This window comes from Citrobacter sp. Cm038 (assembly GCF_030333105.1).
Classification (GTDB): Bacteria; Pseudomonadota; Gammaproteobacteria; order Enterobacterales; family Enterobacteriaceae; genus Citrobacter; species Citrobacter murliniae.
Genome location: NZ_JAOWGO010000016.1, coordinates 580,032 through 601,264 on the forward strand (window position 1 = coordinate 580,032; position 21,233 = coordinate 601,264).

A 21,233-nucleotide genomic window follows, 5' to 3' on the forward strand; every position below is an offset into this window, starting at 1 on the left:
CCCTATTCTGGAGATATTCCTTTGATCAACGTTTTTCTTGTTGATGACCACGAACTGGTGCGCGCAGGGATACGACGCATTCTTGAAGATATAAAAGGCATAAAAGTTGTCGGCGAAGCGTGCTGCGGCGAGGATGCGGTGAAATGGTGCCGTTCAAACTCCGTCGATGTTGTGCTGATGGACATGAATATGCCCGGTATTGGCGGTCTTGAAGCAACCCGCAAAATTGCACGTTCAACAGCTGACATCAAAGTGATTATGCTGACAGTCCATACCGAAAACCCGTTGCCGGCAAAAGTCATGCAGGCAGGTGCCGCGGGGTATCTCAGCAAGGGGGCCGCGCCTCAGGAAGTTGTTAGTGCGATTCGTTCGGTTTTTTCCGGGCAGCGCTATATTGCCTCCGATATCGCTCAACAGATGGCACTTAGCCAGATTGAGCCTGAGAAAACGGAGACACCGTTTGCCAGTTTGTCTGAACGCGAGTTGCAGATTATGCTGATGATCACTAAAGGCCAGAAGGTCAATGAGATCTCAGAGCAGCTGAATCTCAGTCCTAAAACGGTGAACAGTTACCGCTATCGAATGTTCAGTAAATTAAACATTCACGGCGATGTAGAACTGACTCACCTGGCAATTCGCCATGGCCTGTGTAATGCGGAGACATTAACAAGCCAGTGACCGATCAGTTTGATGCAAAAGCGTTTCTGAAAACCGTGACCAGTCAGCCCGGTGTTTATCGTATGTACGATAGCGCCGGGACGGTTATCTATGTCGGTAAAGCGAAAGACCTGAAAAAGCGGCTTTCCAGCTATTTCCGCAGCAATCTCGCTTCACGTAAAACTGAAGCGCTGGTCGCGCAAATCCAGCAGATTGATGTTACGGTGACGCATACCGAGACCGAAGCATTATTGCTCGAACACAACTACATCAAGTTGTATCAGCCACGCTACAACGTGCTGCTGCGTGACGATAAATCCTATCCTTTTATTTTCCTTAGTGGTGACACTCATCCACGCCTGGCGATGCATCGTGGGGCCAAGCATGCAAAAGGTGAGTACTTTGGACCGTTCCCAAACGGTTATGCGGTACGTGAAACGCTGGCGCTATTGCAGAAAATATTCCCTATTCGCCAGTGTGAAAACAGTGTCTACCGCAACCGTTCGAGACCTTGCCTGCAATACCAGATTGGCCGCTGTCTTGGGCCGTGTGTGGCAGGTCTGGTGAGTGAAGAAGAGTATTCGCAGCAGGTTGATTACGTCCGGTTGTTCTTATCCGGCAAAGACGATCAGGTCCTGACACAATTGATCGCCCGGATGGAAAAAGCCAGCCAGAATCTGGAGTTTGAGGAAGCTGCGCGTATTCGTGACCAAATTCAGGCCGTACGCCGTGTGACCGAGAAACAGTTCGTTTCGAATACCGGTGATGATCTGGACGTCATCGGCGTAGCATTTGACGCCGGGATGGCTTGTGTACACGTTCTGTTTATTCGCCAGGGTAAGGTACTGGGCAGTCGCAGCTATTTCCCTAAAGTTCCGGGCGGAACAGAGTTGGGCGAAGTTGTTGAAACTTTTGTTGGGCAGTTCTATTTACAGGGCAGCCAGATGCGCACCTTACCCGGTGAGATCCTGCTCGACTTTAATCTTAGCGATAAGATGCTGTTGGCGGACTCCTTATCTGAGCTGGCCGGACGACGAATTAATGTCCAGACGAAACCGCGAGGAGATCGCGCGCGTTATCTGAAGCTGGCTCGTACCAATGCGGCAACGGCGCTAACCACAAAGCTTTCTCAGCAGTCCACCATTACTCAGCGTCTGACGGCTCTTGCATCGGTGCTGAAGTTACCTGCGGTGAAACGCATGGAGTGTTTTGACATCAGCCACACGATGGGCGAGCAGACGGTGGCCTCCTGCGTGGTTTTTGATGCTAACGGACCGCTGCGTGCGGAATATCGTCGCTATAACATCACCGGTATCACGCCGGGCGATGATTATGCGGCGATGAACCAGGTGCTGCGTCGACGCTACGGCAAGGCAATTGAAGAGAGTAAAATCCCGGATGTCATTCTGATCGACGGCGGCAAAGGTCAACTGGGGCAGGCGAAAGCCGTTTTTGCTGAGCTGGATGTACCCTGGGATAAACAACATCCGCTGTTGCTCGGGGTGGCGAAGGGTGCCGATCGTAAAGCCGGTCTGGAAACGCTGTTTTTTGAACCGGAAGGAGAGGGGTTCAGTCTGCCGCCTGACTCGCCAGCACTACACGTTATTCAGCATATTCGCGATGAGTCTCACGATCATGCCATCAGCGGACACCGTAAAAAACGCGCGAAGGTGAAAAGCACCAGTACGCTTGAAACTATTGAGGGCGTCGGACCTAAACGTCGACAGATGCTGTTAAAGTATATGGGCGGGTTGCAAGGGCTTCGTAACGCAAGTGTCGAAGAAATTGCAAAAGTGCCGGGTATTTCGCAAGGTCTGGCAGAAAAGATCTTCTACTCGTTGAAACATTAGGCCCTCTGTAGCAACATAGGGGTAATTTCACTGACAACAGATAGTTATCCGTCATATGCAATTTAATATCCCTACATTGCTCACGCTGTTTCGCGTCATTCTGATCCCTTTCTTTGTATTGGCATTTTACCTGCCATTCACCTGGGCTCCGTTTGTTTGCGCACTTATCTTCTGTATCGCGGCGGTTACCGACTGGTTTGACGGTTTTCTGGCGCGCCGCTGGAACCAAAGCACGCGTTTTGGTGCTTTCCTGGATCCGGTCGCGGATAAAGTGCTGGTGGCTATCGCGATGGTGCTGGTGACGGAGCACTATCACAGCTGGTGGGTGACATTACCCGCCGCCACGATGATAGCGCGTGAGATTATCATTTCTGCGCTGCGTGAATGGATGGCCGAACTCGGCAAGCGTAGCAGCGTGGCCGTTTCCTGGATCGGTAAAGTTAAAACCACGTCGCAGATGGCGGCACTGGCCTGGTTACTGTGGCGTCCAAACATCTGGGTTGAGTACGCCGGGATCGCACTTTTCTTTGTTGCCGCGATCCTGACATTATGGTCAATGTTCCAGTATTTGAGCGCCGCACGCGGAGATTTGCTTGATCAGTGATCGTTTCGCCGCAAATTTCAGCAAACGATCGTCAGTGGTGAAAAATATCGTTGACTCAGTGCGTCAGGTAAGTAGAATGCAACGCATCGAACGGCAGCACTGATTGCCAGACGATAGCAAAATCAAGTGATTAACAAAGTTACTTGATGATGCGGGAATAGCTCAGTTGGTAGAGCACGACCTTGCCAAGGTCGGGGTCGCGAGTTCGAGTCTCGTTTCCCGCTCCAAATTTTAAACATCGGCATTTGCGGATGTTGGCTGAAAAGCCTGAAGATTTCGGCGCGTTAGCAAAGCGGTTATGTAGCGGATTGCAAATCCGTCTAGTCCGGTTCGACTCCGGAACGCGCCTCCAATTTCTTCCCGAGCCCGGATGGTGGAATCGGTAGACACAAGGGATTTAAAATCCCTCGGCGTTCGCGCTGTGTGGGTTCAAGTCCCACTCCGGGTACCATGGGAAAGAATAGAATAATCAAAGCAATAAGCAGTGTCGTGAAACCACCTACGGGTGGTTTTTTTGTTTTTGTGCTCCATGTTCACCATTGTTTCGCCATTCAGCATCGCCATAAAAAGAGGGCATTACTGCCCCCCAACGACCGGAACAACAGATATTTTGCGGTTATATCTTGCAGTCTGCGAAGCATTTTTGTGGCCTGATATTTCCTGTTTCTCATGCAGCGTTCCTTCCAGATCAGATATCCCCTTAGCTTTCAGATCATGGAACGTGAAGTTAAATTCGAGCTCAGGAAACTTTTCAGCGGCTAACTTTTTCGCTTTCATCCACTGAGCATTAAATGCATCCCGGGTGTAACGAGAACCTGACTGCTGGTGGATCACGTACAGGCTCACCATGCCGCTGTTTAATGGAAGGGAATCGGCCAGGTTGATCGCATTCGAGAGGCGCACAGTCCAAGCCTTAATCTGGCTAACGGCCGTCTTGCTTTGCTGAATTAGAATACCTTCATCAAGTATCTGACTCTTTTTAAGATCAAGAATGTCACCCTGACGTGCGCAGCATAAATAGGCTAACTCCATTGCAATCTTCACCGGTACTGATGAAACGCTAAATAGTGCTTCATATTCTTTGTCCGTGACGTAACGGGTGCGCGCCTGCTCCTTAAATTGCTTCACACCCTGGCATGGATTCATCTTCACTTTGCCACGCTCATATGCCCACCTAAACACCCTCGACATAAACGCTTTCTCTCGGTTCGCCTGAACCCTGCTCTTAACACCTCGTTTATCCATGTATTTTCTGATGTGCTCTGGCTTGATGTTATCCGGCTTCATTTTCCCGAAGACAATATTTACCTTTGAACTGTATTTTCTGTAGTCTTTACGTGTTTCAGTTGCTAACTCGTGGAAATCGCCGGAATTAAAGAACTCTTCACAAAGTGCGTTGAAGTTCGTACCAACCTTTAAATCGTTTATGAAGTTTTCGTAAGCTGCCCATACCTGCGATTTTGTTAGATCAGGATTGCACAACCTGACGGTACGACCATCTGTTGTACGAAACTCATAAGCAGATTTTCCCCGGCGAACGCGGGGAGGCATCCAGTTATCATCGGGGTTTTTGCGAGCTCTAGACATTACATATCCTTAAAGTTTGGTTCTTCTTCCTCTGGATTGCTCACTATCAACTTAAGGCCAACAGGGTTTGATACATGATCCCATGTTGTTCCTGGTCTGCCGTCCTTACGTGGGATAAAAAATACTCCACTATCCCTCAGAGCTTTACACTGTAGGGAAGGGCGACGATAACCAGTTAATTGATAGAGGTCATCTGGAGTAAGAAAACGTTGGATTTGTCCGCTCATAGATAGTTCTCCACTTAAACCGGCTGCACCCGGTTACTTCATTCTGTAAGCACACGATGAACAACCGTGACGGGTTCCATCGTTGCAATTGCGACATAATGGATATTCTTTCGAACCCTTCCCATTTAGATGATGAAGTATCTCTACTGGCACCATTACTGGCATTGGTACACGAATCACCATGCTTCTTAGTTCAGCAATTTCGTTTGCCTGTTCGAAAACTCTCGCCTTACAGTACTCAGCTTCAGATTTCCACCAAGCCACATCTGCTTTTAGGCGGCGCGTACGCCGCTTTTTGAGTTTGCTCACCATATGCCATATCCCGTCATGGAAACTAACTGGCAGATCGCTAGCATCACCACGGTAATAACAACCACTTTAACTGGCGGCATCACTTCACTCCCTGCTCAGTATTTTTCAGGTCATTCTCAGCAAATAGGATCGATGTTCTGGCTGAACGTAACCGCGCTTTGGCGTTTTTCTCTTCGCGTTCGAGGTTGGCCACAGCCTCTCGCAACTCGTCACGCTTCGCATACAGCGCCTTAATCTCAAACACAATATTTTCACCGTTACGGGCTCTATCAAGAATGACTTCGAACGGGTCAAGGATTGATCCGCACTGACGACAGGTCAGCGTCCTGTTGGCTTCAGATATTTGGGTCTGGTTATGCTTGCAGTATTTCTGCCCAGTGCTTTTCCTTTCGGTTATGACTACGTTCAGAAGCTTTTCTTCTTCCGATTTTGGCTGCACTAGGGTGATGACGTTATCGCTGTTATCGTCCATCACTTCACCTCCTGCTCCGGTGCTGCTGCGAAATGCTCGACACCTTTAGCCCAAATAGCTTTGATGGTTGTCCATGTGACAGGAACGGTGATTTCAATTCTTCCGCTTCCGTCGCATGTTTCGCATTCATCATCACCAAAACACTCTGGGCAGTTTATATATTTCGTTTCTGAAAACTCACCGGACAGCACACTCTTTGCGCCGTTCTCAGCGGTTAGTTTATTCGGGACCGGAACGTAACCATCCGGATTTACCGGAGAGTTGCCAGCCTGAAGCATGGCGGCGTGGCATGCGTTACCTCTGCGCTCATACTGAATTCCATGCACAGCTAACACAGCCATCAACTTTTCTATCTGAACAACGATACCCTCACTGCTGGTGAATTCATTCGGTAGTTTCACTACTGGCGATGACTGCGGATTAGCGTAGAGCGGTATACGCCTGTTGCTTGGTACTCTGTCACCATCTGAAATTTGATACCAATCGTCTGGTTTATCTGCGTAGAAGTAACCAACAGGCTCAGCATCCATAGATGACAGAGCGATACGCGCCAGCTCTCTCTGCTCATCGGTGAATAAAATATCGCCATCGATGACTTCTCGCAGTCGTTCTTTGGTAATGGTGGTCATTTTGCATCTCCTTTAAGCATGGAGTCGCTGCCACCATTGACCATCTTTACGCCCAATCGAATATCATCCAGCTCCAAGTCACCTTTAATTTCAGCGTGACGGAAAGCGATAGACAGGAATTCCAGGCACTGATCGTTTGTCCACTCAGGCACTACCGTCGCTGGAGGTGTCAGTTCGCTTTCAAGGCGGATGACGCGATTAATTAGCCTTTGCATCCAGCGCTCAGCATCGAGGTTAAATTCCTCTTTCGATACTGGCAGCGCCACGCCGAGTATGGTTAATGCCCTATCCAGGTTATCGGGAAGGAATTCAACAGGCTCAGCACCAAACTCCGCAATCGCTCCATCAATCACCTTCACAGCATCAGCCATTGCGTAGCCAAGATTACCGCCATCACTTTGTGCTGCTGCTTTGCTGAGTATTTCACGTATCTGGTGCAGGCGATCGAGTGATACAGGACCGTTCGCCGGGTGGTTGTTAGTTGTCATGGGTTAGTCCTTCACAAAAATAATCCAGTGGGTTTTGTCGTTTTTCCCAGTACGTTGACCAATTGCAGGTTTTACATCTGTAAGCGCCAGAATCTGGCTAACCGGGATCTGCGTCTCGTTCCATTTGAATATGAGAACGCCGTGTGGCCGCAACACACGAAACGCTTCTTTGAAACCGGAGCGTAAGTCAGAGCGCCACGTTAATTTGTTCAGTCGCCCGTATTTTTTACCCATCCAGGCAGACTGGCCCACGCGCTCGAGGTGTGGTGGGTCAAACACTACAACCGGAAAAGAAGAATCAGCGAACGGCAGTGAACGAAAGTCGGCAATCAGGTCGGGACTGATAACCAGGCGGCGACCGTCGCACAGCTCGTGCTCTTCGGCACGGATATCAGCAAACACGGCGCGGGTGTCCTGCTTGTTGAACCAGAACATGCGGGAGCCGCAGCACACGTCTAAAATGGTTTGCTCTGCCATCACTCCCCCTTCACGCCAATGCCAGCGGCGCGGATTGCGTCGGCGCATTCTTCCAGTGCAAAGTTATATTTATCAGCAACTATCCCGTAACCTTTCGGATACGGTGTCGGCAGCGTAACGGTCCGCGACTCAAGTTCTGCTATGCGCCTCTCTACGGCTTCCAGTGCTCTAACCAATTCGTCTACCGTTCCGGCAGCCTGTAGTGCGTAATCAGTGATAACCAGTTCATGCTCAATCTCGGTGCCGTTTTCACTCGTTGAGGTGATAGCAAAATAATCAGAGTCGATTTCGTTATCGGCTAAGTGGCGCAGCGTATCGGCAACAAGTTGACCGTTTTCGATTAGCAGCGCCTGTTTGTTGAGTGCTGTCATTGGGCTGCCTCCTTTTTCAATTTACGGCGACATGCGACACAGTCATCAGGACTTTCGAAAGTGTCTGGCTCACGGTCTTGACCGAAATACATCCAACGGCCACAGATACTTGTAGCTTCACCCTCTGAGAAGAAATGGTGTTTATTGGCGTTAATCGGTCTTGCCCATCCTGCTTTCTTGCTCATAGCGCGGCTCCTTTGCGAATGCATTCTGCGTAATACCACGCCTGACCAGCCGCGAATTGGCATTCGTTTTGGCCTGAGCAACCAGGGGAAATCTCATAATACTTTTTGGCTTGCTCATCCTGAGCTTTGGCAAATTCGTCGAGTGTGCTGGCCCGCACTTCAGCTAGGAAAGCGTCGGTGGCTGGGGTTTTGATTTTCTCCCAGTCTTTGATGTCGCGAGCATGGTCTATCTTCAGCTCAGGGTCTTCCATCAAACTAATTGCGCTTAGGAACATTTTATTCCCCGCAGCCATCAACCCCGCATTCTCCGCTGCCAGATCCCTGCACTTGCTCTCGGCGTTAGCGAGCTGTACTGCAAGGTCTGCGTTTTGTGATTGCAGATCTCCGTACTTACAACGTGTTTCGCGAATTTCTAAAACAGCAACCTGAACCGCATAGGCAAACATGGACACAGAACGATCACCCATCTTTTCGCTGTCAGACTGCATGCGCATGGCAACAGCCATCAGTTCATCCAGCTGTGCGCCGGTCATTGGTTTATTGGTTGCTGTCATGATGATTCTCCTGCTGCTGTTTGTACTTTTTGACGAAGAACGCGACAGCTTTTGACTGGCTGGTAACAATGCTTTTGTCACCCATGTCAAGCCAGACGGTTTTACCGCGATAAAGTGATGCCCGACCAATTTCCTTACCGTCGTACATCACATACAAACTTCTTCCACGAACTTCTGTAGTTGGAACTGGCTGCGACAAGCGGTACGTTTCTCTCGCTTCAGCAATAGTGTTGTGTTCGTCGATAATTGAAAGCGCTTCAGCAAGCGCAGGACCTTCGATAGTGAACACACCATCGTCACTGATTGAAGCATTAGCCATTAACTCGACGAACCGTCGTGCGCTCTTCACGCTAAGTTCTGGAGCTATAGAACTTCTGGTAACTTTTGATTTCCCCTGGGCAGCAGCAACGGCTTTATCATGCTGGAGAACTTCACCGGCTTTCTCGCCAAACTCTTTAACTCGATCAACAGCAACATCAACGGAAACGGCGCCGGATTTAACTTCCTGCTGAACGTCATGGTTCGCTGTGCTGAGGAGTAGCAACTTCTCAACAGTGGCCACGGATTTATTGACCAACTTTGCAATCTCGCTGGTGGTCTGGTTGAAAGCGTTATGAAGCTCCTGAATAACAGCAGCCTGTTCAATATCGGAAAGGGGGAGTTGGTTATTACTGGTCATGATGCGAGCCAGACGCTGCACATCGTTACCGTTAAACGGCATGATATGAATGCGGTCTACTGGCTTACCAGCTTCAGCACAACGCGCATAGCAACGGCGACGGCGGTGGCCTTCAACAACCCACACACCGCCTTCATCACGTGCGATAACCTCCAGTGGAGGGACGGTTCCACCGTTCATCAGATAGTTAAACAGGTCGTCATCTGCCTGGCGGGTGCGTTCGTCGTCTTCACGCTTGTTGAAACCTTCACGCACGTGGATATGTTCAAGGCTAATAAACATCCCGGTATCGGTGCGCTTGATGGTCCCGTCACGTGACATCTGTTTGAATGAGTTGGCGGCCATTACGCAGTACCTTCACGAAGTTGGTTAGCGAATAACAGAGCCTGATTACCAGCGTAAACAATGCTTTCTTCTTGCTCTTCTTTCCCTATGGCAATAGTGACGTTTGCGTACTTTTCCACGCCAGTGGCTTGGATATCGCGAATAACCTGATCGGTTACTGGAGTTAACTCGCGTAATTCTCTCTGGGCCTCCAGCATGTGCATATTGGTCGGCGATTTGGTATGACGTTCAACGATGCGGTCGCACTCTTTGGCCCAACAATTAACATCGTCGCGTAAAACGGTGTTCTCGATGGCCAGTGCTTTACGCTGTTCCATTGATTCGCACAGCGCGACACCCTGAACATCGTAGCGGTTCGCCAGTTCATTCATCAGCCACTGGGAAGCAATTGGCAGGAGAGGGGCGGCTTTACGGGCTGCATCGATCAACTGCTCTCTGGTCATTCGTGGTTGTAACTCAGTGACGTTCTGTGTGGTCGTCATGATTAGTTTCTCCGTGTTATATGCGCCCTGCACGGCGCTGAATTTTGGTTGAACGAATCCCGGCACTATGAATGCTGCCTAATTCGCTGAATTAATAATTAGTTAAAAATATTCCCTGTTATCCGATCTAACTCGTTCGAGAATAATCTTTGCCTCTTCGAATGATGGTGCCAGTAAAGCCTGTTCAACTGCTCTGGCGAAGCAGGTAGCATCACATTCGTAACTATCAGATTTCGATTCCCATTCGGAAGCATCTTCTTCGGCGTCTGAAATACGATCTTCATATTCAGATTCCAGCTCACTCCTTACTTCGGCGCGAAGACGCTCGCGAATGATGTCTGATGCTTCGTCCAGTGGGAGAATAATCAGTAAATTTTCGGGCTGGTAAGTACCGTACTTAACAGCCAGATCATTCGCAGACATACAACCTCCAGAAAAAGTGCCCGCCGCGAAGCGGGCTAAGAATATTTCTCCAATTCAACCAGAACAGTCTCAACGTCTCCTGTAAGGTTGAGATGGCGTTATTACCATCACCAAGCACCCAGTGGATGCTTGAGGATGATCGCCATAACCGGTACTGCAATGCCGGTGCTTAGTTCTCCACTCAATTGAAAGCGCGTTCCGCTTTAACGAACTGGCACTTAATGACAAGGGACAGAACGCGCTTTCAGTTGAGTAAAAAGGGCGGTACCAGGGACTTCAAAGGTTGGTACTGGCACCGCCAAGACTCCACACAGCTTTCTTACTTCCTTGGATCACGAGAACTACGTGATTCTGGTGCAGCATGCAGGGTTCGAACCTGCGACCCACGGCTTAGAAGGCCGTTGCTCTATCCAACTGAGCTAATGCCACAACTGGAAGCGCACTCCACCTGTTTCACACCTGTCACCCATAACTTGTAAGTGAAGGAGTGCGCTTTCATGTTGTGTTCGTGGGGTCTACTTCCCTCCTGTCACGGTTCTTTCCCCGCGTCATCATGTGTTCATTCGGTACATGAAACCCATTTGTCGGGATTCCACCGACTCCCATCTGTTTTTAAAGCCACTCAGATATCGTCTGGGCTTCGCCGTCTACTTCCGGCTGTCACTGCCGTCGAGAGTGCTGGCATCTCACTGACCTGATAACTCCCAGGATCAACTGGAGTGGTTGTTATCGCGACCAAAGCGCCACTGTCCAGGACATTTAAAAGGACCGTCTCCAAGTGGTAACTCTTCCAGTCCCGGTAAGAACCCCGCGAGATGCTTACCGTGACTGACTGAAACACCTGTCTCCTCGTAATTAAGAATGTATCACTGCGGTGCATATTGAGTATCACCAATAGTGATTAATTGGTCAACACCTCTAGTGATAAAATTATTACTAAAAGTGTTAACTTCATGATTATTAAGGTGAAAAAAGATGAAAAAAAAAGGAGCCGATTGGCTCCTTATTCGAAGATATTTTCAGGCCATTGGGCCTTAACAACCTTACCTATAATCCTGCAATGTTCATTACATTCAATTGCTTGGTATCGTGGGCTAGGATTGAGTGGTTCAAGCCACGGCCTTCCATCCTCACGAACGAATCTCTTAAATGTCACTTCTGAATCGTTAAAAATACCAGCAACGCAAAAATCACCGGCCTCAACATCCTGTTCTGGATCTATGAGGATTAGCATACCCTCAGGAAAGCTTGGCTTTACACCAGGTGGTGCGGTCATTGAGTGTCCAGAAACTTCAAGCCAAAAAGCTGACTCACTGGCTTTTACTGTAGTGGAAACCCATTCCTTTGCATCTCGCTCAGTATAGGAGCTTACAGGACAGAAGGAACCAGCCTGAACTTCGGTTAGTAGTGGATATTCATAAACTGAAGAATGGTTTTTTCCGTTTGCGATAGCTTCGAACATTGCTGATATTTCAGCTGCAAGCGATGGGCTGAAGTCGTCAACTTTTACACCCAGAATTTTAGCGAACTGAGCTGCATGAGTTGCATTAATTGCGTTGGTCCCATTAAGCAGTTGTGCAACGCCACTCTGACCCATACCCATCTGTTCAGCCAGCGTCTCCTGAGAGAGCCCAAGAGATTTCTTCTTGGACTCAAAAATGGCTTTAAGCCTACTGGCGTCAGCCAATTGTTCGGCGGTCAAAGGTTTCTTTTTCATTCTCATAATTTATCACCGCACGGCATATTTACCAATCACCGCTAGTGTTGACAATATTATCACTAACAGTGATACTCCTTGTGTGCATCCACGAGGAAATCTAATGAAAATTATTCCGCTATCTGAATATGTTTTGGAAAACGGCCAGGCCAAAACAGCTGAGGCTCTTGGGGTTTACCAAAGCGCCATCAGTAAAGCTCTGAAGCGCAACCGAAGAGTGAACATCCTGGTTAAGGAAGACGGGAAAATCGAGGCTGAAGAAGTTCGACCTTTTCCAAATAAATATAAACCCGCTGACCCAGACGTTGCAGTAACACCGTAACTGATGATCACGCACTTAGTAACTACCAAAGGAAAAACAAGATGGTAGAGCAGACCCTGAAAGAAGTTGTGAAAGCGATGTGCAAGGCGTACCCCGGAGGCCGTCAGGCTATGGCTGGTGCGTTAGGCATGTCAGAAACCCAATTCAACAACAATCTGTACGAGAAAAACGGTTGTCGTTTCTTTGAAGTCACCGAGTTGGAAGCGATGGAAGACATTTCCAATACGTCATTTGTTGCCGACTACTTTGCTAAGCGTCGCGGTGCACTGCTGGTGGATGTACCAAATCTGGAAGATCTGGACCGTGTTGACTTGTTCAGCCGTGCAATGCGTACAGCAGTTGCAAGAGGGCAGGTTGATCAGATTATCCAGAAGGCGCTTGAAGATGGAGTGATTGAAAAGTATGAAGCCGAAGAGATTCAGGAACATCACCGCCGTCATCTGGCAGCACGTGAAGAAGAAATCCGCGCGATTGTGGCCTTATTCAGCCGCCGTCAAAAGAAGTGACGCCAGCGAGTGTGCAGCTCCTGGCGTCGTGGCGTGTCGTATTCAGTGGAGAAACTAACGCATGAACAGTGTAACAACACAGTACCGCAGGTCGCAACTTATTGCTCGACCTATGTCGGGTGGAAAAGGTCCGGCGCAGTTCGTGTATGGGGTAATGGTATCCGGATGCTTTGAGCCTGTCTGCTACCAGTTTGCCGATTGGGTTGTAGGTGATTTCAACGGCCAGGCGGAGAAGGTCGAATGCAAGCACTCAACAGACGGTTTAAAGACAGCTACGGCGTCCCAGTCAGGGTTATCCGGTGGGAGCCAGAAACTCAACGGGTTATATACCTGCGCGACGGATACGAGCATGAGTGCTTCAGTCCTCTCGAACAGTTTCAGCGTAAATTCAGGGAAATAGAGGATCCGAATGAGCCTTTTAATGACATCCCGGCCAATAGTGATAAATCCTGACCTTGCATACAGCATTGGCCTGAACGAGGCGATTGCTCTGCAGCAGATTAACTACTGGCTGAAAGAAACAACGTCTGGCATGGAGCGTGATGGTGTTCGCTGGATTTACAACACGACTGAACAGTGGCTGGAGCAGTTCCCATTCTGGTCAGAGTCGACTCTGAAGCGCACCTTCACCCGCCTGAAGACCCTCGGCGTGCTCAAAATAGAGCAACTGAACAAGTCTCAACGCGACATGACCAACTTCTACACGATCAACTATGAAAGCGAGCTTTTAGATGAAGTCAAAGTGACCGAATCGAAGAGGTCAAAATGCGCTGCTCCATCAGGTCAAAATGACACGATGGAAGAGGCCAAAGTGACACGCTCCATCAGGTCAAAACGAACCGATGTCATCAGGTCAAAATGCACTGATGATCCTACAGAGAATACAACAGAGAGTACTACAGAGATTACAGGTAAAGACTCTTGTCCGGTTGCGGCGCAACCAGACCGAGATGTGTTGATTACTGATAAGGCTAAACAGGTTCTGGTTCACCTGAACCAGGTCACGAACTCACGCTACCAGGTTTCAACCACGTCACTGCAAAACATCCGAGCACGAATCGGCGAAGGCTTCACCGTTGAAGAGCTGTCGCTGGTGGTGGATTACTGCAACGCGAAGTGGGGTGATGACCTGAAGATGTCTGACTATCTGCGACCACAGACGCTTTTCCAACCGTCAAAGTTTCCTGGATACCTCAAGTCTGCAAATAACTGGGACAAAGCTGGACGACCAGAACGAGTGAATGGGGAATGGGCCCGCGAAGATGGCATCTTCAAACCCAGCTTCAAGAACACTGATTACAGCGCTATTCCACCAGGATTCAGGGGGTAACGATGAGCATTCTGAAAACAGTCCAGATGTTTATTGCCATGAATCCCGGCTCCACGACCAGGGACATCATCGAAGGTCTGACCCAATACAGTCAGGACCAGCTTCAACTTGCTGTTTGCCGCCTTCATGCTTCAGAACTGACAACGCGTAAACGTGACGGTCGCCAATTTCGGTACTACGCGGAACCGCCAGCAGATTGCCACTTCGAAGTGTTTGAACCAACTCCGGAAGTCAGCTCTTTGATGGAAACGGCGAAAGGCCTGGAGTCGAAAGGTCTCTTTCACCGTGCCGCGACGATTTACATGGAGGCGTTCAGCGCATCATCCATTGAATCAGAGCGAGCAGCAATACTGGCAGAACGTCAGCGCTGCCTTGGCCTAGCTAAACCAGCGGTTATTGCCGAAGACGGATGTTATCTGGCTGGTCGATTTTCGGGAGGTCGTTAATGGGCTATTCACTGATTTACGCCGATCCGCCGTGGGAATACGGGAACACCGTCAGCAATGGCGCAGCGGAAAACCATTACGGCACGATGAAGCTCATCGACATAAAACGCCTGCCTGTCTGGGAGCTGGCTGCGGAAGATTCCGTTCTGGCCATGTGGTTCACCGGTACACATACCCGTGAAGCGATAGAACTTGCTGAGGCATGGGGTTTTAAGGTTCGGACCATGAAGGGATTCACCTGGGTGAAGTTTAACTCACTGGCTGAGCAGCACATCAACAAAGCGCTTCAGGCTGGTGGAGTAGAGGACTTTTACGACTTCATCGACCTGTTGAACGCTCAGACCCGAATGAACGGTGGTAACCATACCCGCGCAAATACCGAGGATCTGCTGATTGCCACCAGAGGGAAAGGTCTGGAGCGTCAGAACGCCAGCATAAAACAGGTTGTCTACAGCCCACTCGGTGAGCACAGCCAGAAGCCAGCAGAAGTGCGTTACCGTCTGGAGCAGTTATACGGCGATGTGTCACGCATTGAGTTGTTCAGCCGCTGCGCTGTTCCCGGTTGGCACCACTGGGGGAACCAGTCTGTTAAACCAGACCTTCATCTGATTCCGGGCAACGTAATGCACATCGACTGGGCGAAAGGAGAAGGCGCATGAACCAGGAAACCGAGAACGCCATTCAGGCTCAGGCTAAACGCTGCAGCGACGAAATCAGAAAAGCAATGAAAGTGAAGCCCAAACCTAACTGGAACGAGACAGTACCGCCGATCCTGAAGAAACATCACGAGAAGATAAGGCCGCTGGGGATAACCCTGCTGGAGTTCGTAGGAAAAATAGGGCGCATGAACGGGCGATTTGGAGTGGAATCATGATGAAACTGGTACTTCCATTTCCACCCAGCGTGAACACCTACTGGCGTGCTCCGAACAAGGGGCCGCTGGCTGGCCGCCATCTCATCAGTGCCAAAGGCAGGGCATACCAGAGCGCGGCATGCGTGGCTATCGTTGAGCAACTTCGCATGCTCCCTAAGCCGTCATCATCACTGGCATCAGTAGAGATTGTTCTATATCCACCTGATGAACGCCGCCGTGACATAGACAACTACAACAAAGCGCTGTTTGACGCGCTTACACATGCAGGAATCTGGGAGGACGATAGCCAGGTGCGCCGAATGCTGGTGGAGTGGGGACCGAAAGTACCTGGTGGACGGGTAGAAATATCGATCAGTAAACATGTACCAATGGCGGGTGCAGCCGCCTGATAAGTGGAGACAGAGCATGCAACAGATGAGCATAACAGTAACGTGTCCGACCCATCATGCAGCAACGGTAGGGCAGCAGATCACCATGTCCAGCCGTGAGATTGCGAAGCTGGTTGATTCCCGGCATAGCAATGTCTGCGTAACGATAGAGCGCCTTATGAATTCCGGTGTGATTGGAGGGTATGCTGCATTGCAGTACACCCACCCGCAGAACGGGCAGACCTACCATCACTATGAAGTGAACAAGCGAGACAGCTATGTGATCGTTGCCCAGTTATCGCCGGAGTTTACCGCCAGACTTGTTGACCGCTGGCAGGAACTGGAGAGCAACGGTGGAATGATTGTTCCCCGGTCACTTCCTGAGGCACTGCGCCTTGCTGCTGATCTGGCAGAACAGAAACAGCGCCTGAGTGAAGAACTGGCGGTAGCCGCACCGAAGGCCGAGTTTGTTGATCGTTATGTTACGGCTACTGGTTCAATGACTTTCCGACAAGTCGCCAAGCTGCTTAATGCCAAAGAGCCAGAGTTTGCGATGTTCCTGATTGAGAACGGCATCATGTACCGGCTTAACCGTGTTCTCACGCCAAAGAGCAAGCATATCGAAGCAGGGCGCTTCGAGGTGAAGACGGGCACGACAAACCAGACAAATTACGCGTTCAATCAGTCCCGCTTCACCGCCAAGGGTGTTCGCTGGATTGGTGGCCTGTGGGCTGAACATATTGCTAAGGGGCGGGTAGCGTGAGGGCATTACTGACACCTGAAGTGGCACCGATGACCGGGGTAGTGATATTTCGCCCAGGCAGTGAACTGATGCATCTGTTCAGACATGGACGTGTTCTTATCGAGCCACAGGTAGAGTCTATGGCTGATTTACCGTCTGGCCTGTTGCCGGAGACAGCTCAGGAGCTTCAGAACGATCCGCTAATGCGTGATGTCTTCGAAAATCAGAAGGTAATACATCGTGCTGGTGGCCTCAATTCACTGGATGCATGGCTCGAAAGAAAACTGGAATGTCAGTACCCACATAGCGAGTGGCACGATCGCAACTACACCATCACCCGGCATGCGCCTGGCTCAATCCGCACGTGCTGGGGCTGTGACTTAAAAATTCGTGAGCAGTTCACTGAAGGTCTGGCGGGTATTGCCCGTCAAAACCTGGTATCCTGGCTTCTGAAGGTCGTAAACGGTCAATTAGGCTTCAGTGAAGACCACGTTCTTACGCTGCCGGAGTTTTGCTGGTGGATGGTAAGGAACGACCTGGCTGATGAGATACCTGAAGCCGTAGCGCATAAAGCCCTTCGTCTGAAGAAAGAGTCACACCAGTCGGTAACACGTGAAAGCGATATTGTTCCGACAATACCCGCGCAACAACAGGTACAGGAGAAAGCGAAAAAGATAGTGGCGATGAAGGTAGACCCGGAGACGCCGGAATCCTTCATGCTTAAACCCAAGCGTCGTCGCTGGGTGAATGAGAAATACACGAGATGGGTTAAGGCCCAGCCGTGTGTCTGCTGTAACAAGCAAGCTGACGACCCCCACCACCTGATTGGGCACGGGCAGGGTGGAATGGGTACAAAGGCACACGACCTGTTTGTGATTCCTCTGTGCAGAGAGCATCACGACGAGTTGCATGCTGATCCTGTGGCATTTGAAGCGAAATACGGTGACCAGCTGGTCCTGGTGTTTCGGGTTATAGATCGTGCGCTGGCAATCGGCGTACTGGCGTAAGTGGAGAACGCTAAATGATTAATCCTTCTGAAGTTGGTAAATCTGGTGAAATGGTTCGTCTTCGTACTCTGGAAAGCATCTGGATACAGGGTAAGTTGCGTATGTGGGGCCGCTGGTCTTATATCGGCGGTGGTAGTGGTGGGAACATGTTTAACCAGCTACTTGCATCCGGGAAAATCACCAAGACAGCTATCAATGATGCTCTGCGCCGTATGAAGAAATCAGGTATTACCAAACCTGAACTTGAAACGTACCTGCGTGAAATCCTCAACAGCAAAAATAAAAGCGGCCTGGCGTTCTGTTCAGATGAAGAAGGGTTGTTAGTGGACGGTGTCATTGCTTCTGTACTGATGAATGATGACTATCGATCGCTCTATAGCGCGATTGTCGACCGCCATCGCCTACGCAAGAGCAAGCTGCAGATGGCCAATGAACTGCAGGCTAAACATCCTGACTGGCCGCTGATCACCTGTCGTCGACGCATTGACACTTGGCTAAGTCTGGCAGAATCGATCCTGTACGCTCCAGTTTGTGACGCATTCGGCACAAATAGCGACAGATTTAAGTTGAATAGTGAGCAAGAAAGTGCTTAAATTGTGGTAGGCTCGGGACGTTAAAGCGAACTGAGCAACAGAACAAAAAAGAAACCCGCCATCGTGCGGGTTTTTGCGTTTCTGGAGGGTATGAAAATGCACTAGGAATACGGATAGACCGCAGTCGAAGGCAATGCAGCAGTAATGATGCTGCCCCGAGTCTCCATGAGAGAGCCAGACGCAGGTACGAACTGCGACACACGCTGGTTAGGGTTTATAAAGAAGAGGTGTGCCGGTACTCCAGAACGATCGCCAATCGTTCTCCGGTTAGAGGTGAGGGATTCATGAGATACCCCTGACTACGGACTCAAGGGCATGGGCGAGGCCACTGCGAGAGTGTGGTTTGAATGAAGAATACCCGCTTATTTGCGGGCTTCGTGAAAATGGGCGACCGTTGACAGTCTAGACCCTGCCAACAGCCATTTACCCATGAATACGGTCATGAAGTAAACCAAGGCCCACCACGCTAGCTAGCCTGGTGATACTAATGGAATACTGTATAAATGACCAGTAATTTAACATCTGTAACTTACGGCTCTGTTTGTTCAGGAATAGAAGCCGCATCAATTGCTTGGGAATCGCTCGAATGGAAGGCCGAGTGGTTTTCAGAGATTGAAAAATTTCCCTGTGCTGTATTGCAGCACCACTGGCCCAACGTACCAAACCTTGGCGATATGACCCGAATTGCTGGCCGAATTCGTGACGGTGAAATTGCAGCGCCAGCTGTATTGGTTGGCGGAACGCCTTGCCAGGCATTCAGTGTTGCCGGGAAGCGTAAAGGGCTGGATGATGAACGCGGTCAACTTACCTTGTCTTTCGTTGAGCTGGCAGATCAGATTGACAGCTCTCGTTTTGAATCCGGGAAAGAGCCGGCGGTCATTCTTTGGGAAAATGTAACAGGGGTACTTAATAGCCATGATAATGCATTCGGTTGCTTTCTTGGTGCGCTGGCCGGGGAAAGCTGCGCATTACAGCCAGCAGGGAAAAGATGGGCAAACGCTGGTGTTGTCTCTGGACCATCGAGAACAATTGCCTGGCGAGTCCTCAACGCCGAATTTTTCGGAGTGCCCCAGTCTCGTAAGCGAGTCTTCGTTATGGCAAGTGCTCGACAAGGATTTGACCCCGGAGCCGTTTTATTTGAGTTCCCATCTTTGCCGCCGCGCACTGAAAAATATTACGGAAAACAGAAAAAATCCGGCACCAAAACTTATTCAGGCGTTGAAAGAGAATTCCATCGATACTGTCTGAGCGCGATTCCTGAAACGGCAGGGACTCTGCTCGCGAGTTATAACGGGACATCTAACCAGGATATGCGTATGCGAGGTGGTCTAATTGTCGAAGCAGCTCCAACTTTGAGAGTTCGGCGGCTTACTCCATCTGAATGTGAACGGCTCCAGGGTTTTCCTGTTGGGCATACAAATATTCCGTGGCGATCAAATTCACCCTTACCACGTTACAAGGCGCTTGGTAATTCAATGCCGGTACCTGTAATGAAATGGTTAGGTGAAAGAATACAACAAGCAATCTCATCAATCTAAAGGCTGCCATTTGGCGGCCTTTTAAATTTCAGGCTCACGGGAATCAATTACTACGTGCTTTGTTGATAAATCCAGCCCGTGAAGCCTGACCCTTTCATCACACAGCGCCATCCGAACTATCGGAGGTGAGGCTATGACCAGAATGAGCACCATTTACAGCAGACTTTCATATGGATCAGGGACCACGCTTGCCGGCTGCGGTGTATCAGCGAAGGCATATGCCGAAACAGCTAAAACAGCAAAAGAGGTGTCCTGGATGTTGGCCGACAGAATTGCAGGGTTAAGCCTGAGCGACTGGGCAATTATTGTCGGTATCGCATGCACCGTTATTACCTGTGCAGTGAACTGGTATTTCCGCTGGAAAGAACGGGAGGATCGGCGCAATGGCTATGCCACCAAAGCTGAAGAATAAATTGAGCGCAGCGGTCGTCGGTTTGATTCTTGCTGGGGCCTCCGCGCCCGTGATTCTCGATCAGTTTCTGGATGAGAAAGAAGGGAACAGCCTGACAGCTTACAAAGATGGTTCCGGTATCTGGACGATTTGCCGTGGCGCCACAATGGTTGATGGGAGAATCGTAGTGCAGGGCATGAAGCTGTCTGCTGAGAAATGCGCCCAGGTAAACGCCATTGAGCGCGATAAGGCGCTGGCGTGGGTTGAGAGAAATATCAAGGTACCACTGACCGAACCACAGAAAGCCGGGATCGCATCTTTCTGCCCATACAACATCGGCCCCGGAAAATGTTTCCCGTCTACGTTTTACAAGCGCATTAACGCTGGAGACCGTAAAGACGCCTGTGCAGCGATCCGCTGGTGGATTAAAGACGGTGGCCGCGATTGCCGCCTGACCAAAGGCCAGAAAAATGGTTGCTATGGGCAGGTAGAGCGACGAGATCAGGAAAGCGCGCTGGCGTGCTGGGGGATAGACCAGTGAGCCTGCGCTATCAGTTCATTGCTATTTCGCTGCTGGTGGCAGTCGCATTCATCGCGGGTAGTGTATGGAGCAGCAGCGGTTGGGAAAAGAAGTGGGCCGAGCGTGACAGCGTAGAATCATCGCAAACAGCGAACGCACAGACCGCAGCACGCATGATTGAACAAGGGCGCATTATTGCCCGTGATGAGGCTGTAAAAGATGCACAAGCACAAGCCGCTAAATCTGCTGCCACTGCTGCTGGCCTGTCTGCCACTGTTAGCCAGCTGCGCACCGAAGCAACAAAGCTTGCCACCCGCCTGGACGCCGCAAAGCACACCGCAAATCTTGCCGCTGCCGTCAGAAGCAAAACAGCCGGAGCCGACGCCGCAGTGCTCGCCGACATGCTCGGACGCCTTGCAGAAGAAGCTCGATATTATGCTGAGCGATCTGACGAAAGCTACCGCGCAGGAATGACGTGCGAGAAGGTTTACGAGTCAGTGAGAGAGTCAAATAACAATCCTATAGCCTCGAAATAGC

29 protein-coding genes, 4 tRNA genes and 2 pseudogenes are annotated in these 21,233 nt (G+C 50.1%); 21 read left to right on the forward strand and 14 right to left on the reverse strand.

The genetic code is table 11. The features are described 5' to 3' along the window. Positions 1–21: 21 nt before the first annotated feature. The 6 genes from uvrY (at position 22) to OGY01_RS05025 (ending at position 3,562) form a co-directional block, all read left to right on the forward strand. Positions 22–678 (forward strand): UvrY/SirA/GacA family response regulator transcription factor, encoded by a 657-nt coding sequence (gene uvrY, locus OGY01_RS05000; RefSeq protein WP_003834023.1) that lies wholly within the window; start codon positions 22–24, stop codon positions 676–678. After that, a complete protein-coding gene (uvrC, locus tag OGY01_RS05005; protein ID WP_200012809.1) occupies positions 675–2,507 on the forward strand; it encodes an excinuclease ABC subunit UvrC in 1,833 nt (610 codons plus the stop codon). The genes uvrY and uvrC overlap by 4 nt, the downstream gene beginning before the upstream one ends. 55 nt (positions 2,508–2,562) lie before the next feature. Continuing rightward, positions 2,563–3,111 carry a CDP-diacylglycerol--glycerol-3-phosphate 3-phosphatidyltransferase gene (pgsA, locus tag OGY01_RS05010; RefSeq protein WP_003030490.1) on the forward strand — a complete coding sequence of 183 codons (549 nt, stop codon included), beginning with the start codon at positions 2,563–2,565 and terminating at the stop codon, positions 3,109–3,111. A gap of 151 nt (positions 3,112–3,262) precedes the next feature. Next, positions 3,263–3,338: transfer RNA gene (locus OGY01_RS05015), tRNA-Gly, on the forward strand. 51 nt (positions 3,339–3,389) lie between these two features. Further along, positions 3,390–3,463, forward strand: a tRNA-Cys gene (locus tag OGY01_RS05020). 12 nt (positions 3,464–3,475) lie between these two features. Further along, positions 3,476–3,562: transfer RNA gene (locus OGY01_RS05025), tRNA-Leu, on the forward strand. 125 nt (positions 3,563–3,687) lie between these two features. On the opposite strand, the gene OGY01_RS05030 is transcribed toward OGY01_RS05025, so the two are convergent. The 14 genes and pseudogenes from OGY01_RS05030 to OGY01_RS05095 form a co-directional block, all read right to left on the reverse strand. After that, complete coding sequence (locus OGY01_RS05030) at positions 3,688–4,698, reverse strand: tyrosine-type recombinase/integrase (protein WP_286492543.1); 1,011 nt, start codon at positions 4,696–4,698, stop codon at positions 3,688–3,690. After that, a complete protein-coding gene (locus tag OGY01_RS05035; protein ID WP_065944714.1) occupies positions 4,698–4,925 on the reverse strand; it encodes a DUF4224 domain-containing protein in 228 nt (75 codons plus the stop codon). The genes OGY01_RS05030 and OGY01_RS05035 overlap by 1 nt, the downstream gene beginning before the upstream one ends. Before the next feature lie 391 nt (positions 4,926–5,316). After that, a complete protein-coding gene (locus tag OGY01_RS05040) occupies positions 5,317–5,709 on the reverse strand; it encodes a hypothetical protein (protein ID WP_286492544.1) in 393 nt (130 codons plus the stop codon). Further along, positions 5,709–6,338: a hypothetical protein gene (locus tag OGY01_RS05045; RefSeq protein WP_286492545.1), complete on the reverse strand. Its 630-nt coding sequence runs from the start codon at positions 6,336–6,338 to the stop codon at positions 5,709–5,711. Before OGY01_RS05045 ends, OGY01_RS05040 begins: the two co-directional genes overlap by 1 nt. 307 nt (positions 6,339–6,645) lie before the next feature. Next, positions 6,646–6,826, reverse strand: a pseudogene (locus OGY01_RS23750) (hypothetical protein); the annotation flags it as partial. A gap of 3 nt (positions 6,827–6,829) precedes the next feature. Continuing rightward, positions 6,830–7,303: a class I SAM-dependent methyltransferase gene (locus OGY01_RS05055; RefSeq protein WP_286492547.1), complete on the reverse strand. Its 474-nt coding sequence runs from the start codon at positions 7,301–7,303 to the stop codon at positions 6,830–6,832. A 107-nt stretch (positions 7,304–7,410) separates the two neighbouring features. Then, positions 7,411–7,668, reverse strand: a pseudogene (locus OGY01_RS05060) (ead/Ea22-like family protein); the annotation flags it as partial. A 2-nt stretch (positions 7,669–7,670) separates the two neighbouring features. Continuing rightward, complete coding sequence (locus OGY01_RS05065) at positions 7,671–7,859, reverse strand: hypothetical protein (RefSeq protein WP_286492549.1); 189 nt, start codon at positions 7,857–7,859, stop codon at positions 7,671–7,673. Next, positions 7,856–8,413 (reverse strand): hypothetical protein, encoded by a 558-nt coding sequence (locus OGY01_RS05070; protein ID WP_286492551.1) that lies wholly within the window; start codon positions 8,411–8,413, stop codon positions 7,856–7,858. The genes OGY01_RS05065 and OGY01_RS05070 overlap by 4 nt, the downstream gene beginning before the upstream one ends. Then, complete coding sequence (locus OGY01_RS05075; RefSeq protein ID WP_286492553.1) at positions 8,397–9,437, reverse strand: ParB-like helix-turn-helix domain-containing protein; 1,041 nt, start codon at positions 9,435–9,437, stop codon at positions 8,397–8,399. The genes OGY01_RS05070 and OGY01_RS05075 overlap by 17 nt, the downstream gene beginning before the upstream one ends. Further along, positions 9,437–9,919, reverse strand: a complete 483-nt coding sequence (locus OGY01_RS05080) for a hypothetical protein (RefSeq protein WP_286492556.1) — start codon at positions 9,917–9,919, stop codon at positions 9,437–9,439. Before OGY01_RS05080 ends, OGY01_RS05075 begins: the two co-directional genes overlap by 1 nt. 102 nt (positions 9,920–10,021) lie before the next feature. Next, positions 10,022–10,342 carry a hypothetical protein gene (locus OGY01_RS05085; protein ID WP_099530449.1) on the reverse strand — a complete coding sequence of 107 codons (321 nt, stop codon included), beginning with the start codon at positions 10,340–10,342 and terminating at the stop codon, positions 10,022–10,024. 352 nt (positions 10,343–10,694) lie between these two features. After that, a tRNA-Arg gene (locus tag OGY01_RS05090) sits at positions 10,695–10,771 on the reverse strand. Between the two features lie 574 nt (positions 10,772–11,345). Further along, on the reverse strand, positions 11,346–12,065 hold the full coding sequence (locus tag OGY01_RS05095; protein ID WP_286492558.1) for a LexA family protein: 720 nt from the start codon (positions 12,063–12,065) through the stop codon (positions 11,346–11,348). Between the two features lie 97 nt (positions 12,066–12,162). Here OGY01_RS05095 and OGY01_RS05100 point away from each other — a divergent pair, with 97 nt between their 5' ends. The 15 genes from OGY01_RS05100 to OGY01_RS05170 all read left to right on the forward strand — a co-directional run bounded on the left by OGY01_RS05100 (position 12,163) and on the right by OGY01_RS05170 (position 21,232). Then, positions 12,163–12,381 carry a Cro/CI family transcriptional regulator gene (locus tag OGY01_RS05100; protein ID WP_047416137.1) on the forward strand — a complete coding sequence of 73 codons (219 nt, stop codon included), beginning with the start codon at positions 12,163–12,165 and terminating at the stop codon, positions 12,379–12,381. Positions 12,382–12,422: 41 nt separating this feature from the next. Beyond that, positions 12,423–12,887 (forward strand): YmfL family putative regulatory protein, encoded by a 465-nt coding sequence (locus tag OGY01_RS05105; protein ID WP_286492560.1) that lies wholly within the window; start codon positions 12,423–12,425, stop codon positions 12,885–12,887. Positions 12,888–13,127: 240 nt separating this feature from the next. Continuing rightward, positions 13,128–13,340 carry a DUF4222 domain-containing protein gene (locus tag OGY01_RS05110; RefSeq protein WP_286492561.1) on the forward strand — a complete coding sequence of 71 codons (213 nt, stop codon included), beginning with the start codon at positions 13,128–13,130 and terminating at the stop codon, positions 13,338–13,340. Further along, positions 13,297–14,217, forward strand: coding sequence for a conserved phage C-terminal domain-containing protein (locus OGY01_RS05115; RefSeq protein WP_286492562.1), 921 nt, complete (start codon positions 13,297–13,299; stop codon positions 14,215–14,217). Before OGY01_RS05110 ends, OGY01_RS05115 begins: the two co-directional genes overlap by 44 nt. Positions 14,218–14,219: 2 nt before the next feature. Next, on the forward strand, positions 14,220–14,663 hold the full coding sequence (locus OGY01_RS05120) for a hypothetical protein (protein WP_286492564.1): 444 nt from the start codon (positions 14,220–14,222) through the stop codon (positions 14,661–14,663). After that, the gene (locus OGY01_RS05125) at positions 14,663–15,322 is read left to right on the forward strand and encodes an MT-A70 family methyltransferase (RefSeq protein ID WP_286492566.1); all 660 of its coding nucleotides are present in this window, start codon (positions 14,663–14,665) and stop codon (positions 15,320–15,322) included. The genes OGY01_RS05120 and OGY01_RS05125 overlap by 1 nt, the downstream gene beginning before the upstream one ends. Next, positions 15,319–15,537, forward strand: a complete 219-nt coding sequence (locus OGY01_RS05130; RefSeq protein ID WP_286492567.1) for a hypothetical protein — start codon at positions 15,319–15,321, stop codon at positions 15,535–15,537. Before OGY01_RS05125 ends, OGY01_RS05130 begins: the two co-directional genes overlap by 4 nt. Continuing rightward, positions 15,537–15,926, forward strand: coding sequence for a RusA family crossover junction endodeoxyribonuclease (locus tag OGY01_RS05135; protein WP_235127599.1), 390 nt, complete (start codon positions 15,537–15,539; stop codon positions 15,924–15,926). Before OGY01_RS05130 ends, OGY01_RS05135 begins: the two co-directional genes overlap by 1 nt. Positions 15,927–15,951: 25 nt before the next feature. After that, the gene (locus OGY01_RS05140; RefSeq protein ID WP_353622509.1) at positions 15,952–16,668 is read left to right on the forward strand and encodes a phage antirepressor KilAC domain-containing protein; all 717 of its coding nucleotides are present in this window, start codon (positions 15,952–15,954) and stop codon (positions 16,666–16,668) included. Then, the gene (locus tag OGY01_RS05145; RefSeq protein ID WP_286492572.1) at positions 16,665–17,654 is read left to right on the forward strand and encodes a DUF968 domain-containing protein; all 990 of its coding nucleotides are present in this window, start codon (positions 16,665–16,667) and stop codon (positions 17,652–17,654) included. The genes OGY01_RS05140 and OGY01_RS05145 overlap by 4 nt, the downstream gene beginning before the upstream one ends. 14 nt (positions 17,655–17,668) lie before the next feature. Continuing rightward, the gene (locus OGY01_RS05150) at positions 17,669–18,247 is read left to right on the forward strand and encodes a DUF1133 family protein (RefSeq protein ID WP_286492574.1); all 579 of its coding nucleotides are present in this window, start codon (positions 17,669–17,671) and stop codon (positions 18,245–18,247) included. A 503-nt stretch (positions 18,248–18,750) separates the two neighbouring features. Next, positions 18,751–19,785, forward strand: coding sequence for a DNA cytosine methyltransferase (locus OGY01_RS05155; protein ID WP_286492576.1), 1,035 nt, complete (start codon positions 18,751–18,753; stop codon positions 19,783–19,785). 133 nt (positions 19,786–19,918) lie between these two features. Then, entirely contained in the window at positions 19,919–20,197 is a 279-nt protein-coding gene (locus OGY01_RS05160; RefSeq protein WP_016150433.1) for a phage holin, read from the forward strand. Further along, on the forward strand, positions 20,169–20,717 hold the full coding sequence (locus OGY01_RS05165) for a lysozyme (protein WP_286492578.1): 549 nt from the start codon (positions 20,169–20,171) through the stop codon (positions 20,715–20,717). Before OGY01_RS05160 ends, OGY01_RS05165 begins: the two co-directional genes overlap by 29 nt. Continuing rightward, positions 20,714–21,232, forward strand: coding sequence for a DUF2514 domain-containing protein (locus OGY01_RS05170; RefSeq protein ID WP_286492818.1), 519 nt, complete (start codon positions 20,714–20,716; stop codon positions 21,230–21,232). The genes OGY01_RS05165 and OGY01_RS05170 overlap by 4 nt, the downstream gene beginning before the upstream one ends. Position 21,233: the final 1 nt, after the last annotated feature.